The sequence below is a fragment of the Hymenobacter sp. NBH84 genome (assembly GCF_014217645.1).
GTDB lineage: Bacteria > Bacteroidota > Bacteroidia > Cytophagales > Hymenobacteraceae > Hymenobacter > Hymenobacter profundi.
Map to the genome: position 1 here is coordinate 198,941 of NZ_CP043644.1, position 15,098 is coordinate 214,038.

Genomic DNA, 15,098 nt, shown 5'->3' on the forward strand with positions numbered 1-15,098 from the left:
AGCTAAAGAAAACGCGCTTTAAAACGTAACTGGTCCCGCAGGCTGGGCCAGCGTGTGCAGCAGCCAGTGAATATCGCGCAGCGTCACGGGGTCCGTAATCGCCTCGTCCTGCTCGAAACGCAACACCAGCGCGCCAGGGTAGGGCGGCTCGTCTTCGTCGGCGGGGGCCAGGGTGATGCGGGCCGTAGGGTGGCGCACCAGGGTGATGCGTGTCTCTGGCGCGGCCAATAGCTGCGTCAACTGAGGCGCATCGTTGGTTTTCACGATAAAGGCATCATCGATTTCGGGGTAGCCCAACTGGGCGTCTTCCATACCAAACAGCTTCCCGATTTCGTGCACCCAATCCTGCTCGTGCAGGGCAAAGCGCAGGGAAGTGGCGGGCGGCATTAACGCCGAGAAGCTGGTGGTAGCAAATCCACCTTCGAAGCCGCCGCCCAGATCAATATCCAGATACAATACGGCTTCGAAATCGGGCAGCACCAGGCGGGCTCTGTACTCCAGCAAATCGGGCTGGCTGCTCATATCGGTGGCTACCTGCTGCCACAGAGCATCCTCGGAAGGGGCAGAAAACGTGCGAATTTCTTGCATTATGCGGTAGAACAAGGCCTCCCGGCCGGGGTGGCCGGGTATAGCTGTGTACTGTTTGCCGGACTTCAGGGTTTGGTTGGATAGCACAACCCAGCTACCCGTGGCGCGTTAGCAGATAGCATGAGCCGTGCTTTCACCAAAGAGGATGATTCCCTCGAAATCCCCATTATTCCGCCCCGTGCCGCGCTGCCGCCTGGCACGCCCAACTATGTAACGCCCCAGGGCCTGGAGCAGCTGCGCACCGAGCTGGCCGAGCTGGAAGCCGCCCGTACCCGCGCCGAGGCCAACCGCGACAACGACGCCGACCGTACCCGCCAGCTTACCCTACTCAACGGCCAGTTGCAGGCCCTCAACGCCCGTATCGCCACGGCCAAGGTAGTAGACCCTCACCAGCAACCCGCCAACGAGGTACGCTTTGGGGCCACCGTGCACCTGCGCACGCGCAGCGGCGGCAAGCCCGGCACCGAGCGACAGTTTACCATTGTAGGAGTAGACGAGGCCTCGGTGCCGGCCAATAAGTTTGCGTTCATCGCGCCCATTGCGCGGGCCGTGCAGGGCGCCCAAGTCGGGCAGACCGTCACGCTGCGCCTCGGGCCGAAAGAGGAGGTAGTAGAGGTAATAAGCGTGGCGTACGAGTAAGCATCGCCCTACGATAAGCACCAAGGATGACAGGCGTTTTCTAGTATCTACAACAAGCGGTTTACCTTAATACCCCTTCGACACATCCACTGAGTTTTCCAGCTCTTGTTTCCGTTGAAACCGGTGCAGGTTGCGCAGGAACTGGTCTACCTTGGCGTCGTTTTCGCCGGGCTGGTTGCCGCCGGTGTGCTGCGTCAGGATGACGTGGGGCATGGTCCAGAGCGGGCTGTCGGAGGGTAGGGGCTCTTGGGCCGTTACGTCGAGCACAGCGCCGGCGAGGCGATTGGCGCGCAGGGCCGCAATGAGGGCGGGTTCGTCGGTGGTGTTGCCGCGGCCTACGCTGGCGTACACGCTATGCGTGGGCATGGCCTCAATCAACTCAGCAGAGAAGAAACCGTCGGCGCTGCCGGGTAGGCAATTCACCACGATGTCGGTGTTGGGTAGGGCTGCGCGCAACTCATCTTTGGAGTGCAATTGAGCCCGTGGGTCGGTGCGGGCGAGCAATTGCACGTGACAGTTGAAACCCGTGAGCTGCTGCTGCACAGCCTGTCCAATGGTGCCCGAACCTAAGATAATCACGCGCTTCTCGCGCAACAGCCCCAGGCGGCCCTGCCAGGAGCCGCGGTGCCACTCCTGGCGCCCTTGCAGGGCCAGCAATTCGGGTAGATGGCGGTAGTGGGCCAGCAGCCCGGCTACCATGGTTTCGGCGCAGGGCCAGGCAAAGTAGTCGCCCATGTTGGCTACGGGGTAGGAGGGGCGTAGGTCCTGGTAGCGTTCAAAGCCCGCCGAATCTATCTGCCAGAATTGCAAGTTGTTGGGTTCGTGCTGGGCAAACCATTCGGGTGGCGGGTTGCCCAGCAGCAGCTCAGCCTTTTGGAAAGCCGTCGCTTCTTCGGACTTTTCCAGTTGGGTACGAAATACCGCGTGGACATCGTCGGGAAGTTGGTCGATAAGGCGCTGACGCTCGGGCTCGGTGAGCGGGGTGTAAACGAAAAGCTGCATGGAGAAAAGAAGGGTAGTGGAAGGTCTTCTAACGAAAATCTGCCTAAAACATCTGACCAAAGCAACGACTTTACCTACAAACAACCCCGTAATTCAATGGCAGAAGCTTCTGACTTTCCTTTTGATGTTGAGCAGATCAACCGCCTGCTGCACGAGCGGCGCAGCATGCAGCCCGTGCAGTTTGCGCCGGGCCGCATCATCCCCGACGAAATAATTCAGCAACTACTGGAAAACGCCAACTGGGCGCCTACCCACAAGCGCACCGAGCCGTGGCGCTTTGTGGTGTTTAGCGGGGCTGGTTTGCAGAAGCTCGCCACGTTTCAGAGCGAAACATACAAGCAGCACGCCGGGGAGAAGTTTCAGCAGGCCAAGTACGAAAAGCTGGCGCAAATGCCGCTGCTGTCGTCGCACGCCATTGCCATTGGCCTGAAGCGCACCGACGAGGTGCCCGAGGTAGAAGAAGTGGAAGCCGTGGCCTGCGCCGTGCAAAACCTACACCTCACGGCCACCGCCTACGGTCTGGCCGGTTTTTGGGGTAGCGGCGGTGTTACGTATGTGGAAGATGCCAAGCCCTTCTTCGGCCTTGCGCCCACCGACCGCCTACTGGGCATCTTCTGGCTGGGCTACCCCAAGGAAGGCGCCACTGCCCGCAGCACCCGCAAGCCCATCGCCGAAAAGGTGACTTGGGTGACAGAGTAGTTCTAATTACCTTATTAAATCTTCTGTCATCCTGAACGCAGTGAAGGACCTTCTCACGTAAGAACGGTCATTATAACAACGACTCTTTCTCACGTGAGAGGGTCCTTCACTGCGCTCAGAATGACAGGAAGAGTAGGAAAATGGTAAAAGCAAAACGCCCCGACTACCTATCGTAGCCGGGGCGTTTTCATTGAAGTAAGCCTGCGCTTAGTTAGTCCTTCTTATACTCTTTGTAGCGCTTAGGATCGGTCTTTTTATCCTTTTTGCGGCCCACAGCACCACCGGCTACCGTACCAGCGGCACCACCAATAATAGCGCCTTTGGTGCCGCCTAATAGGGCCCCGCCCACTACGCCAGCACCACCACCAATGGCGGCACCCTTGGCCTTTTTACTCCAGCCTTTCTTTGGCTTGTCCTGCGCTTGCGCGGTGGAAAGAGTGGTACCTAAGAGAGCAAACACCAGCAGACTGGCAAGGAAGAATTTGAAGAATTTCATGGTCGTTGAAGTCAAGTTAGAAATGGGTGTTTCCAGAGGCTTAAACGGCCAGATAAACCGGGTGGTTGCGCTACTAACGGAGGAGCTTAGCCGATACGCTGGTGTTCGTCATTTGCACAGGTTTGATGGAGCCGTCGGCGTTGAACTCCATGCGGTCGATGCAGGTGACGCGGTGGTTGCCATCGGTTTCGCCCAGCGGACGGCGGTGATACACAATGTACCATTCGTCCTTGCCCGGCACCTGCATCACGGAGTGGTGCCCCGCGCCAGTGGCAATACTCGGGTCCTGCTGCAAAATCTTGCCTACCCGTTGGAACGGCCCAAACGGCGAATCGGCCACGGCGTAGGCCACCGAGTAGTTCGGACCGGTCCAGCCGCCCTCCGACCACATAAAGTAGTATTTGCCACCGCGCACAAACATAAACGGCCCTTCTACATACTGCTGGGGCGTGATTTCGCGGAACGTGGTGCCGTCTTCAAACGGCACGAATCCCGTGAAGTCGTTCTTCAGTTTGGCAATATTGCAGTGTTTCCAACCGCCGTAAATCAGGTAGTGCTGCCCATCTTTGGGGTCTTTGAACACAAACTGGTCGATGGGCTGCGCGCCGTTGTGGAATTTATCGACCAACGGCTTGCCCAGGTAGTCTTTGTATGGCCCGCCCGGCTTGTCGGCCACGGCCACACCGATGCCGCCGGTCTCCTTATCGCTCTGAATGTCGTTGGCTCCGAAGAACAGGTAGTAGCGCTTGTCTTTCTCGATGATGGCGGGCGCCCACATGGCCTTTTTGGCCCATTTCACGCGGGTGGTGTCCAGAATGGCGGGGTGTTTGGTCCACGTCACGAGGTCGGGTGAGGAGAAAGCGTCGAAGAAAATCTGGTCCTCGTACTTCGCTGAGTAGGTAGGATACACCCAGTATTGTTTCTGAAAAATAGCGCCTTCCGGGTCGGCGTACCAGCCGGGGAAGATGGGGTTGCCGGCCCGCCGGTCGGGCTTCTGCTGCGCGCTGCTGGCCTTAGGTTTCTTGGCCGTTTTGGTTTTTTGGGCAAACGACGGACCGCTTAACAGGAGCAAGCAGACGGGAAGCAGGTATTTTTTCATGAATTAAAGAATAAGGTAGGGATTGGGGCCTCAAGATACGCTTTCGAAGAAAAGAAGCGTGTATAGGGGTGAAAGCTGCATCCAGGTGAAGTTAAGCGGCATAAAAGAACAAAACGTCAATATAGCAGAACGTCCTTTCCACCAGCGAGAGAAATCTCTCGTGCTGGTCGAAAGGACGTTCTGGTGCTGTGCAGACCCGAAACCTACTTCACGTTGGTGGTGCCCACGTCGCCGGTGTTTTGGGTGGAAGACGTGGTAGGCGCTGGACTCTTCACGTATTTATCCAGCCAGCTATTCATCTCCCACAGCATGTGCAAGATATTCTCGCGGGCGGCGTAGCTGTGGGCCTCGAAGGGTAGCACCACGTAGCGCACGGTAGCGCCGTGGCCTTTCAATGCGTTGTAAAACCGCTCGCTTTGCAGCGGGAAAGTGCCCGAGTTGTTGTCGGCCTCGCCGTGAATCAGCAAAATAGGGGTCTTGATTTTGTCGGCGTAGTTGAAGGGCGACATGGCCTGATACACCTGCGGCGCCTGCCAGTAGGTGCGCTCCTCCGCCTGAAAACCGAAGGGCGTGAGCGTGCGGTTGTAGGCCCCGCTGCGCGCAATGCCTGCTTTAAACAAGTTGGAGTGCGCCAGTAGGTTAGCCGTCATAAAGGCACCATAGCTGTGGCCCATCACGGCCACGCGCTTGGGGTCTACCACACCCAGGCGGGCACCCTCATCGATGGCCGCTTTGGCCGAGGCCACCAGCTGCTCGGTGTAGGTGTCGTTGGGTTCCTTGGTGCCTTCGCCCACAATCGGAATGCTCACGCCCTGCATCACGGCATAGCCCTGCGTCACCCAAAACACCGGCGACGACCACCCGAACCGCGTGAACGTGTAGGGCGAGCCGCTCACTTGGCCGGCGTCGTTCTTGTCTTTGTACTCGCGGGGGTAGGCCTCCATCAGGGTAGGCAGAGGGCCGTCTTCCTTTTTGTAGTTAGGCGGCAGGTAGAGGTTGGCCGTTAGGGCCACGCCATCGGGGCGCTTGTATTGCAGCACCTGCTTTTTCAGGGAGCCGATGGTGGCGTAGGGGTTGGGGAAGCTGGTGAGCGGCACCAAGCGGCTGTTCTGGCGCAAGTAGTAGTTGGGCGGCTGCGTGGCCGATTCGCGCCGGGTCACAAACTCGTGCCGGTCGGCATCCAGCATGGCCACGGGCACCTCGTAGTAGGGTGCCGCCGAGCGCCACCAGCGTTCCGTCTGGCGGGTTTTGATGTTCATCTGATCCACAAAAGGCCGGTCGCCCTCCGGTGAGCTGCCCTGCCCCAGGAGGTAGATGGCGTCGCCGCTTTTGCCCGTGAACAGCACTGGGTAGCCGGCTGCGTTGCGGTGCTGGGCCGGCGTGCCGGGGTCGTGGTAGGTGTCTTGCGAAGAATGGTCAAACAGCACCGTAGGCGTAACTGTGGGGGCACTGGGGTTCACTATCCAGGTCATTTCCTTACGGTCGGCCCAGCGGTAGCCGTTGGCGAGGGCCAGGGTGCTGGTGCCCCACTGCATGCCGCGGTAACGCAAGGGCAGCTCGGCCAGCAACTGCGTGGTGCCATCGAAAGGCGCCGCCAGCATAAATACTTTGTCGTGTACCGGCACGTCTTTTTTCAAGTTGCCGCCGTCCTGAGCTTCCGCCCAATACAAGGTAGCGGGCGCATCGGCGCGCCAGTTGTGGCCCCGCGGCCCAACGGGCACCGCATCAAAGGCGATAGGCACGTTATCAGCCAAGGGCAAATCCACGAGCTTTTTGGCCAAGGTGCCGTCGATGTTCAGCACGTCTACCCGCTGCGGGAAGCTGCTCACCGGCAAGGTGTAGGAGTAGGGCCGGTGACGGGTTTTCACCAGCACAAACCGACCGTCGGGCGAGGGCTTGGCTGATTCGATAACGCCTGGCGAGCCCAACGGCTGCATCCGGCCGGTTATATCCACCTTCACTACCTGCGCCGTGGCGTAGTAATCAAACAGGCGCTCATCGGCAGGGTTTTTCAGCAAGTCTTGGTACGTGCGGGCCGCCGCTTTACGCCCCGTGTTTTCCTGCACAATGGGACCAGTGGGCGCCACGTTGGTGGCAGGCGCCTCGCCCCGGCCACCTACCACAGCCGTGGCCAGCAGCGACTTGCTGTCGGGCGTCCAGGTGTAGGAGTCGCCGAAGGCGCTGTTCAGAAACAGATTGGGGACCAGGCGAGCCGAGGCCGCCGCCACATCTACCAGCCACAGCTCCACGTGCTTGTCGGTGGTGTTAGTGAAGGCTATTTTGGTATTGTCCGGCGACCAGCCTACCTCGCTGATGCGGGCCGTTTTGGGTAGGCCCTGTACTAGCAGCTCTTTGCCATCGGGCAGGCGCTTGAGGCGCAGGCTAGTGGAGTAGCTTACGCGGCTGGGGCCGTTGGTGCGCGGGTTCAGGCGTAGGCCCGCAATGCGCAGCTCCGGCTGCGACAGCTCCTCGATGGTAGGCATGTCCTGCACGTCCATCATCAGCATCCACTGCCCATTAGAAGCAAAGCTGACCCGGGGGGTAGGAGCGGCCTCCACCAGATCCACAATGGCCTTGGGGGGCTGCTGATAAAAGGCATCCTGGGCCGCCACCGTGAGGGTGCAGCACGCAAAAGCCAGGGTGGTGAGTAGGTGCAGTTTCATAGCGGGTAGAAAGCTGGAAAGGAAGAAAAGCCAACGGCGAAGCTACTGAACGAAAAAGCTGCCGAAGACACTATAGGCTTGGTAAAGATAGAAACAGTGGCGCTACTCTCTATTTCTTTTTTGCGGAAAGGCTTCTGCCTGAGCTTCTAACCAAGGTAGAAGCTACTGCCAGCCAGGCAATGTTGCCCCAATGCGCGTATGTTCAGGCTATGAAAGAGCTGCTTCTTACCCCCGAAAGCTTCCACCTGGATGGCCGCTTGTGGCTGCAAGGCCCCACCGACCGGTTTATGGGCATTGGTCGGCTGGAGCTACTGGGCCATATTGCCGAAACGGGTTCGATTTCCAAAGCCGCGCAGGCCATGGGCATGTCCTATAAAAAGGCTTGGGACCTCGTGAGTTCGATGAACGCGCAAGTGAACACACCGCTGGTAAGCACACAAACCGGCGGCTCGCACGGGGGCGGAACAGTACTTACGCCGGCTGGTCGGCAGGTATTGGAAGTGTTCGGCGCTGCGCAGGTGCGCTTTCAAGAGTTCATCCGTCAGGAAACCGAGCGGCTGCTGGGGTAGGGAATAGCTGGCGCGTCAATCTTCGGCTGTAGAATGGAAAATAGCAGATGCGCCACGCGTCGCTAAACATCTAAGGCATTTGAGCGTTATATTCAAGAAAATATAACGCTAGTTTATGCGCTCAAACGGCTACCCTCGCCAGCCTACCCTGCGTCGTCATATTGCCTGCTTTAGCCTGTTGATGGTGGTGCCAGGTGTGGCGCTGTCCCAACTGCGCCATACCCTTGCCCCGGCTGATACCAGCCGCAAAGCGCCCATTGTGTTAGGCGACGTGGTAGTAGCGGCCTCGAAGGTGAAAGAAAGCATCCTGAAGTCGCCGGTGACGGTGGAGAAGCTAGGGCTGCGGGAACTGCGCCTGACGCCCGCGCCGTCGTTTTTCGACGCCATTGAGCACGTGAAGGGCGTGCAGGTGATTACGCCCAGCCTGGGCTTCAAGGTGATTAATGCCCGCGGCTTCACCAACACCACCAACGTGCGCTTTGTACAGCTGGTGGATGGCATGGACAACCAGGCCCCGCATTTGGGCGCACCCATTGGCAACGCCATGGGGCCGAGCGATTTGGATATTCAGAGCGTGGAAATTGTGCCCGGCACGGCCGCCGCGCTCTACGGCCTGAACGCCATCAATGGCCTAGCCAATTTTGCTACCCGCAACCCGTTCACGTCCGAAGGATTGAGTGTGCAGCAGAAAACTGGCCTCAACCACGTCAACGACCGGAGTACCGGCGTGCATCCCTACTCCGAAACCAGCCTGCGCTATGCCAAGGTGCTGATTTCGGATAAGTTGGCATTCAAAGTAAACGCCACCTACCTGCGCGGCTACGACTGGATTGCCGACAACTACACCGACATCAACCCCAACGGCAACGCCACCACCGGCCTATTTGGGGACGATAACCCGGCCAAAGACCCTGTGAGCAGCTACGGCAACGAGTCGTCGGACCGCTCCAATCTGACCTTGGGCGGCAAAACCTACCAGGTGGCCCGCACCGGCTACCGAGAACAGGACGTGACCGACTACACGCTGCAAACCATCAAAACCGACGGGGCGCTGCACTACAAGCTCAACAGCCGCACCGAGCTAGCCTACACCTACTGCTTCAGCAGCCTCGATAATATTTACCAGCGCAGCAACCGCTTCCGGCTGCAAGACTACCGCGTGCAGCAGCACGGCTTGTCGCTAAACAGCCCGATAGTGCAGGCGCGCGCCTACCTCACCCGCGAGAATACCGGCCAGAGCTACAACCTGCGCTCCATGGCCGAAAACCTGGAGCGCAGCTTCAAGCCCGATGCCGCCTGGAACCAGGAGTATACCGCCGCCTGGAACGCCGCTACCCAAGCAGGCCAAACGGTAGCCCAGGCTCATGCCACCGCCCGCGCCGCCGCCGATGTGGGCCGCCTGCAACCCGGTACGCCCGCGTTCAAGGACCGCCTGCGCCAGCTCCAAAACATCAACAACTGGGACCAGGGCGCGGCCCTGCGCGTGCAGTCTGACCTGATCCACGCCGAGGGGCAGGTGAACGTGGCCGAAGCCCTGCGCCGTCGCCTCAACGGTAGTTTTCCGCAATGGCTGGACCTGCTGGCCGGCGCCGACCACCGCACCTACGCGGTGGTGCCCGACGGTAACTACTTCCGCAACCCCGAGCCCGGCAAAGACCCGCTGGGCGATAACCTGACTTACTCCAAAACCGGCGGCTTTGTGCAGGTAGGCGCGCACCTGTGGCAGGACAAAATCCGCCTGACGGCCACCGGCCGCGCCGATAAGAACGACTACTTCTCTACGCGATTCAATCCGCGCCTCACGGCAGTGTACTCGCCTACCCAGCGCCATAACTTCCGCTTCAGCTACCAGAGCGGCTACCGCTTTCCGAGCTTGTTTGAGGGCTTTTCCAACGTGAACAGTGGGCAGGTGCAGCGTGTGGGCGGTTTGCGGGTGATGTCGGATGGGGTGTTTGAGAACAGTTACTTGCGCACCAGCATCGACGCCTTTAATGCCGCCGTAACGCGCGGCGTGAACACCAGTGGGCTGAGCCGCGCCCAGGCTATTCAGCAAAACCAGGGCTTGTTGCAGAAAAACACTTACACCTACCTCAAGCCCGAGTACATTAAGTCGTTGGAGCTGGGCTACAAGGCGGCGCTGCTGCCGGAGGGTAGGCTGCTGGTCGACGTGGATTTCTACTACAATTCCTACCGCGACTTTATTGCGCAGGTGGAAGCCTACGTGCCCGTCACCAGCACCGGCGAGGTCATTACCGCTACCGGTACCAATCTCAACAGCATTGCCACGGCCTTGAGCGCTCGCGCCGGCCAGAGCCGCTACCGCCTCTGGACCAACTCCAAAAGCCAGGTGTACACCTACGGCGGCAGCGCCGGCGTGCGCTACTCCTTCCTGCAAGGCTACCAGGCCGGCGCCAACGTCACCTACGCCCGCCTCGACCGCACCACCAACAGCGACGGGCTGGAAGATGGCTTCAACACCCCGCGCTGGGCCTACAACCTCAGCCTGGGCAACGAGCAGGCGTACAAGCACTTTGGCTTTGGCCTGAACTACCACTGGCAGAACCGCTACTACTCCCAAACCTTCCTGGTAAACGGCTATGTACCTGCCTTCAGCAGCCTCGACGCGCAGGTGAGCTACGCCCTACCCAAGCCCCAGCTCCACTTCAAGCTAGGGGCTACCAATGTGCTCAACAAATACTACTATTCCTTCCTGGGCGGCCCTAGCGTGGGCGGGCTGTACTACCTGACGGTCACGTACCAAGTTTTTTAAGCGCCCTTGCGTGACCCCACCCCCGGCCCCTCCCCTCCGGGAGAGGGGTGCCAGACGAAGCTGATAGCGAATAGCTCTATTAGAACGCACCCCTCTCCCGGAGGGGAGGGGCTGGGGGTGGGGTCATGTCGTAAGCCGTATCTTGCCGCTTCATTCCCTCGCTATGGCTGACAAGATTACCCCCTGGAAAACCCTACAATCTGACATCGTTTTCGACCACAAATGGTACACGCTCCGCCGCGACCATGTGGAACTCCCCAACGGCCAAGTACTCGACGATTATTTCGTGAGTGTGCGCCCCAACGTGGTGCTAATTTTTCCGCTTACTGCCGATGATGAAGTGCTGTTTGTGCGCCAGTACAAGCACGCCGCCGCCGAGATTCTGCTGGAGCTACCCGGCGGGGTAGTAGATGCGCACGAGACGGAGCACCTGCAAGCCGCTGCCCGCGAGCTAGTAGAGGAAACTGGCTACGCCGGCGACCTAACGCTGCTTTCCGAAGTCATCGACAACCCTACTAAAGACACCAACCGCATCTACTTCTACTTGGCCCGCAACGCCCACCACGTAGCCGAGCAGCACCTCGACCCCACCGAAAACATTGAGGTAGTGCGCGTGCCCCTGGCCGAAGTAGAAGGCATGGTACTCCGCGGCGAAATCAAGGTTTCGGGCTCCGTAGCGCTGTGCCTATTGGCCCTACGGACGTTGGGTAGGTAGAGGTAGGCAGCGAATAGCTAAAAAGCTAGAAAACTAGTTCCCCTCCTTTTTTCAAGGAGGGGCTAGGGGTGGTCCTAATCGTCAGAACAATAAACTAGTTCTAGTTTCTAGCTCTAACAAGACCACCCCTGGCCCCTCCTTGAAAAAAGGAGGGGAACTAGTTTTCTAGCTTTTTAATGATTGATTGGCGTTTCAATCACGATAAACTTGCTTTCCGCCTCGCAGCTGATCTGCACCTCGCTGGTTTCCCATAGTCCGAGGCTTTCACGCTGGGCTACGGCTTGGCCATTCACAGTCAACGCGCCTTCCATCACGAAGATGAACACGCACTTATTCAGTGGGTTAAGCGAGTAGGTGAGCTGCTGGCCGGCATCGTAGAAGCCCAGGGAAAGTTTAGCGTTCTGGTTGATCCAGCAATGCGCCGTGCCTTCTTCGTTGCTGACCACGGTGGTAAGCTGGTTGCGGCGCTTCTCGGCGGGGAAGTGGCGGCGCTGGTAGCGCGGCGTCACATTTTGCAGCTTGGGCTCAATCCAGATTTGCAGGAAGTTCACCGTGTCGTCGCCCACGTTGTGCTCCTCGTGGCGCAGGCCCGAGCCAGCACTCATAATCTGCACCCAATCGGCGCCTACCTCCTCCTTGTAGCCCAACGAGTCGATGTGGTTCATGCGCCCGGCCAGCATGATGCTGATGATTTCCATGTTGGCGTGGGCGTGCAGCCCGAAGCCCTTGCCCGGCTGCACGAAATCATCGTTGAACACGCGCAGTAGCCCGAAGCCCGCCCGCTCGGGGTTTGCATAGGGGCCGAAGCTGAGCGAAAAATTGCTTTGCAGCCAGCCGAGGTCTTTCAGACCCCGGTCATGGGCGCGGGTGAGGCGGTGGGGCATGGCGCTAGGCAGGTAGGGAGCCTTTAAAGGCAATTTCGGAAACAGGCTTGCGCTGGCGGGCAGCTTTTTCGCGGCTCAGGAAGGGTTCTTCTAACAGCTCTGCGTCGCCGAGGTAGCCTAGGGCAATTATCACTACGGGTTGCAATGTATCGGGCAAGTGAAAGACTTCCTGCGCCTTGGCCCGGTCGAAACCACCCATGAAGTGCGTGTATAGGCCTTGGGCTGTAGCCTCCAGCGACAGGGTAGCGTTGGCCATGCCCAGGTCGTGGAGGGCGGCGCCGTTGGGCGTACCGTTGCCGAACTGCGTGTTGGCCAGGGCCAGAATCAGTACGGGCGCATTCTTGGCCCAGGGCAGGTTGCCGGGCAGCAGGCAGTCCACCAGTTTCTGGAAGTTCTCCTGGTCGGCGTGGTGGGCGTAGAGGTAGCGCCAGGGCTGCTCGTTCATGGCGCTGGCGGCCCAGGAAGCTGCTTCAAACAAGTGCTGAACTGTGTCGTGCGCTACGGGCTGGCTGGCAAACGAACGGGGGCTCCAGCGCTGCCGAATCAGCTCATGCACGGGGTAGGTAGTGGGGGCGTGTTTCACAGGAAATGATAAAATATAGTCGAATGGGAATGCAAGGTACTACTTTGTGTGTATAACCTATGTAGGTACACGAAAGTTGCGTGCAACCTTACTTCGCTTCCACGCGACCCTGCGACAGCAAGCAATAGGCGCCGGAGAGATGCCGTTGCTGGGCTGGCAACCGCCTTCCCGTCGAAAAAACTTAATTTCAGCCTCCCAAAAATTTAATTCCCCGAATGATTCAACACGCAGTACGCAGCGCCGGTGTGGCGGCGGTTCTTTTCTTTACCGGAGCTACGGCCACGCTGGCCCAGGTAGGCCCCGGCACCCAGTGGACCAAAGACGGCTACGGCTACATGCGCGCCCAGGATGGCGAAATTGTACAGCTCGACCTGCGCGACCCGGCCAAGAAAGTGACCCTCGTGAGCAAGCAAATGCTGACGCCCGCCGGCCAGCAAGCGCCTATCGGTGTGCGTCGCTTTGCCTTCTCCGACAACGGCCAGAAGGTGCTCATCAACACCAACACCAAAAAAGTGTGGCGCTACGACACCCGCGGCGACTACTGGGTGTACGACCAGGCCAGTAAGACGCTGAAACAGGTAGGCAAAGACAAGCCCGCGTCGTCGCTGATGTTCGCTAAGTTCTCGCCCGATGGCTCGAAAGTCGCCTACGTGAGCGGCCACAACGTGTACGTGGAGGATATTGCCAGCGGCACCAGCAAAGCACTGACTACCGACGGCACCGACAAGCTCATCAACGGCACCTTCGACTGGGTGTACGAGGAGGAGCTGGACTGCCGCGACGGGTTCCGCTGGGCACCCGACGGCCAGCACATTGCCTACTGGCAGCTGGACGCCCGCAAGACGCCCAACTACCTGATGCTGAACACCACCGACGCGCTCTACCCCTTCAACGTGCCCGTGGAGTACCCCGTGGTAGGCGAAGACCCCAGCCGCTGCCGCATTGGCGTAGTAGCCGTGAACGGCGGCGAAACCAAGTGGATGGACGTGCCCGGCGATGCCGTGCAACACTACATTCCGCGCATGGAATGGGCTGGCAATGGCGAGCTAATCTTGCAGCAGCTGAACCGCCGCCAGAACGAAAGCAAGCTGATGTTGGTGAATGCCAACACCGGCGCGGCCAACCCCATCTACTCCGAAACCGACAAAGCCTGGATTGACGCCAAAGACGGCGCCGTGGGCTGGAACTGGATTGACGGCGGGAAGAGCTTTGTGTGGAGCAGCGAAAAAGACGGCTGGCGCCACCTCTATACCGTAGACCGCAAGGGCAAAGAAAAACTGCTGACCAAAGGCGACTACGATGTGATTAGCATTGAGCAGATTAGCGAGCCCACGGGCACTATCTACTTCATGGCCTCGCCCACCAATGCCACCCAGCAGTATCTCTACAAAGTGCCCCTGAAAGGTGGCAAGGCCGAGCGCGTGACGCCCCAAAACCTGGCGGGCACCCACGGCTACGACATCTCGCCCAACGGCAAAATTGCCCTGCACAACTACTCCAGCACCATCGTATTTCCGGTGTCGGATGTGGTGAGCCTACCCGCCCACCAGCGCTTGAGCGGCGGCGAGGCCTCGGCGCAGGCGCGTACTATTGAGCTGCCAAAAGCGGAGTTCTTCCAGGTGAAAACCGAGGACGGCGTGACCCTGGACGGCTGGATGGTGAAGCCCTCCAACTTCGACCCCAAGAAGAAGTACCCCATCGTGTTCTACGTGTACGGCGAGCCGGCCAGCCAAACCGTGACCGACCGTTTCGGCACCGGTTTCAACCGTCTCTACCAGGGCAGCATGGCTGATGACGGCTACATCTATGCCTCGCTGGAAAACCGCGGCGCACCGGCTCCGCGGGGTAGGGAGTTCCGCAAGGCCATCTACCACAACATCGGCAAGCTGAATATCCGCGACCAGGCCATGGGCGCCAAGGAGGTGTTGAAAAACTCGTTTGTGGACACCAGCCGCGTGGCGGTGTGGGGCTGGAGCGGGGGCGGCTCGTCTACCCTCAGCCTGCTGTTTCAGTACCCGCAGATCTACAAAACCGGCATCAGCATTGCCGCCGTGGATAATCAGTTGAACTACGACAACATTTACCAGGAGCGCTACATGGGCCTACTGCCCGAAGACAAGCACTACTTCGTGGATAACTCGCCGCTGGCCCACGCCAGCAAGCTGCGCGGCAACCTGCTGCTCATCCACGGCACCGGCGACGACAACGTGCACTACAACAACGCCGAGCAGATGATCAACGAGCTGGTGCGCCACGGAAAGGTTTTCCAGCTGATGAGCTACCCCAACCGCACGCACAGCATCTCCGAAGGCGAAGGCACCAGCCGCCACCTGGCCGCTACGTATACCAAGTTCCTGAAAGACAACTGCCCTCCCGGTGGGCGGTAGGAGG

Annotated in this window: 13 protein-coding genes; 6 read left to right on the top strand and 7 right to left on the bottom strand. The window is 59.4% G+C overall.

The window, feature by feature from the left end; translation table 11 throughout:
- Positions 1-18: 18 nt before the first annotated feature.
- Positions 19-675, bottom strand: a complete 657-nt coding sequence (locus F1C16_RS00850) for a hypothetical protein (RefSeq protein ID WP_185282511.1) — start codon at positions 673-675, stop codon at positions 19-21.
- A gap of 33 nt (positions 676-708) precedes the next feature.
- On the opposite strand from F1C16_RS00850, the gene F1C16_RS00855 reads away from it, so the two are divergent.
- Positions 709-1,227: a GreA/GreB family elongation factor gene (locus F1C16_RS00855; protein WP_185282512.1), complete on the top strand. Its 519-nt coding sequence runs from the start codon at positions 709-711 to the stop codon at positions 1,225-1,227.
- A gap of 66 nt (positions 1,228-1,293) precedes the next feature.
- On the opposite strand, the gene F1C16_RS00860 is transcribed toward F1C16_RS00855, so the two are convergent.
- A complete protein-coding gene (locus F1C16_RS00860; protein ID WP_185282513.1) occupies positions 1,294-2,229 on the bottom strand; it encodes a D-2-hydroxyacid dehydrogenase in 936 nt (311 codons plus the stop codon).
- A gap of 96 nt (positions 2,230-2,325) precedes the next feature.
- On the opposite strand from F1C16_RS00860, the gene F1C16_RS00865 reads away from it, so the two are divergent.
- On the top strand, positions 2,326-2,928 hold the full coding sequence (locus F1C16_RS00865; RefSeq protein ID WP_185282514.1) for a nitroreductase: 603 nt from the start codon (positions 2,326-2,328) through the stop codon (positions 2,926-2,928).
- A 211-nt stretch (positions 2,929-3,139) separates the two neighbouring features.
- On the opposite strand, the gene F1C16_RS00870 is transcribed toward F1C16_RS00865, so the two are convergent.
- From F1C16_RS00870 to F1C16_RS00880, 3 genes are all read right to left on the bottom strand, one after another.
- Positions 3,140-3,424 (bottom strand): YMGG-like glycine zipper-containing protein, encoded by a 285-nt coding sequence (locus F1C16_RS00870; RefSeq protein ID WP_185282515.1) that lies wholly within the window; start codon positions 3,422-3,424, stop codon positions 3,140-3,142.
- A 73-nt stretch (positions 3,425-3,497) separates the two neighbouring features.
- The gene (locus F1C16_RS00875) at positions 3,498-4,523 is read right to left on the bottom strand and encodes a glycoside hydrolase family 43 protein (protein WP_185282516.1); all 1,026 of its coding nucleotides are present in this window, start codon (positions 4,521-4,523) and stop codon (positions 3,498-3,500) included.
- 203 nt (positions 4,524-4,726) lie between these two features.
- The gene (locus tag F1C16_RS00880; protein WP_185282517.1) at positions 4,727-7,186 is read right to left on the bottom strand and encodes a prolyl oligopeptidase family serine peptidase; all 2,460 of its coding nucleotides are present in this window, start codon (positions 7,184-7,186) and stop codon (positions 4,727-4,729) included.
- A 209-nt stretch (positions 7,187-7,395) separates the two neighbouring features.
- Here F1C16_RS00880 and F1C16_RS00885 point away from each other — a divergent pair, with 209 nt between their 5' ends.
- The 3 genes from F1C16_RS00885 (at position 7,396) to F1C16_RS00895 (ending at position 11,240) form a co-directional block, all read left to right on the top strand.
- On the top strand, positions 7,396-7,755 hold the full coding sequence (locus tag F1C16_RS00885) for a winged helix-turn-helix domain-containing protein (protein ID WP_185282518.1): 360 nt from the start codon (positions 7,396-7,398) through the stop codon (positions 7,753-7,755).
- 115 nt (positions 7,756-7,870) lie between these two features.
- Positions 7,871-10,525 carry a TonB-dependent receptor gene (locus F1C16_RS00890; RefSeq protein WP_258048983.1) on the top strand — a complete coding sequence of 885 codons (2,655 nt, stop codon included), beginning with the start codon at positions 7,871-7,873 and terminating at the stop codon, positions 10,523-10,525.
- A 163-nt stretch (positions 10,526-10,688) separates the two neighbouring features.
- On the top strand, positions 10,689-11,240 hold the full coding sequence (locus tag F1C16_RS00895; RefSeq protein ID WP_185282519.1) for an NUDIX hydrolase: 552 nt from the start codon (positions 10,689-10,691) through the stop codon (positions 11,238-11,240).
- Between the two features lie 173 nt (positions 11,241-11,413).
- Here the strand turns inward: F1C16_RS00895 and F1C16_RS00900 are convergent, their stop codons facing one another.
- Both F1C16_RS00900 and F1C16_RS00905 read right to left on the bottom strand, forming a co-directional pair.
- Complete coding sequence (locus F1C16_RS00900; protein ID WP_185282520.1) at positions 11,414-12,124, bottom strand: pirin family protein; 711 nt, start codon at positions 12,122-12,124, stop codon at positions 11,414-11,416.
- A 4-nt stretch (positions 12,125-12,128) separates the two neighbouring features.
- Positions 12,129-12,707, bottom strand: coding sequence for a nitroreductase family protein (locus tag F1C16_RS00905; RefSeq protein WP_185282521.1), 579 nt, complete (start codon positions 12,705-12,707; stop codon positions 12,129-12,131).
- Between the two features lie 215 nt (positions 12,708-12,922).
- Here F1C16_RS00905 and F1C16_RS00910 point away from each other — a divergent pair, with 215 nt between their 5' ends.
- Positions 12,923-15,094, top strand: a complete 2,172-nt coding sequence (locus tag F1C16_RS00910; protein ID WP_258048984.1) for a S9 family peptidase — start codon at positions 12,923-12,925, stop codon at positions 15,092-15,094.
- The last annotated feature ends 4 nt before the right edge of the window (positions 15,095-15,098 follow it).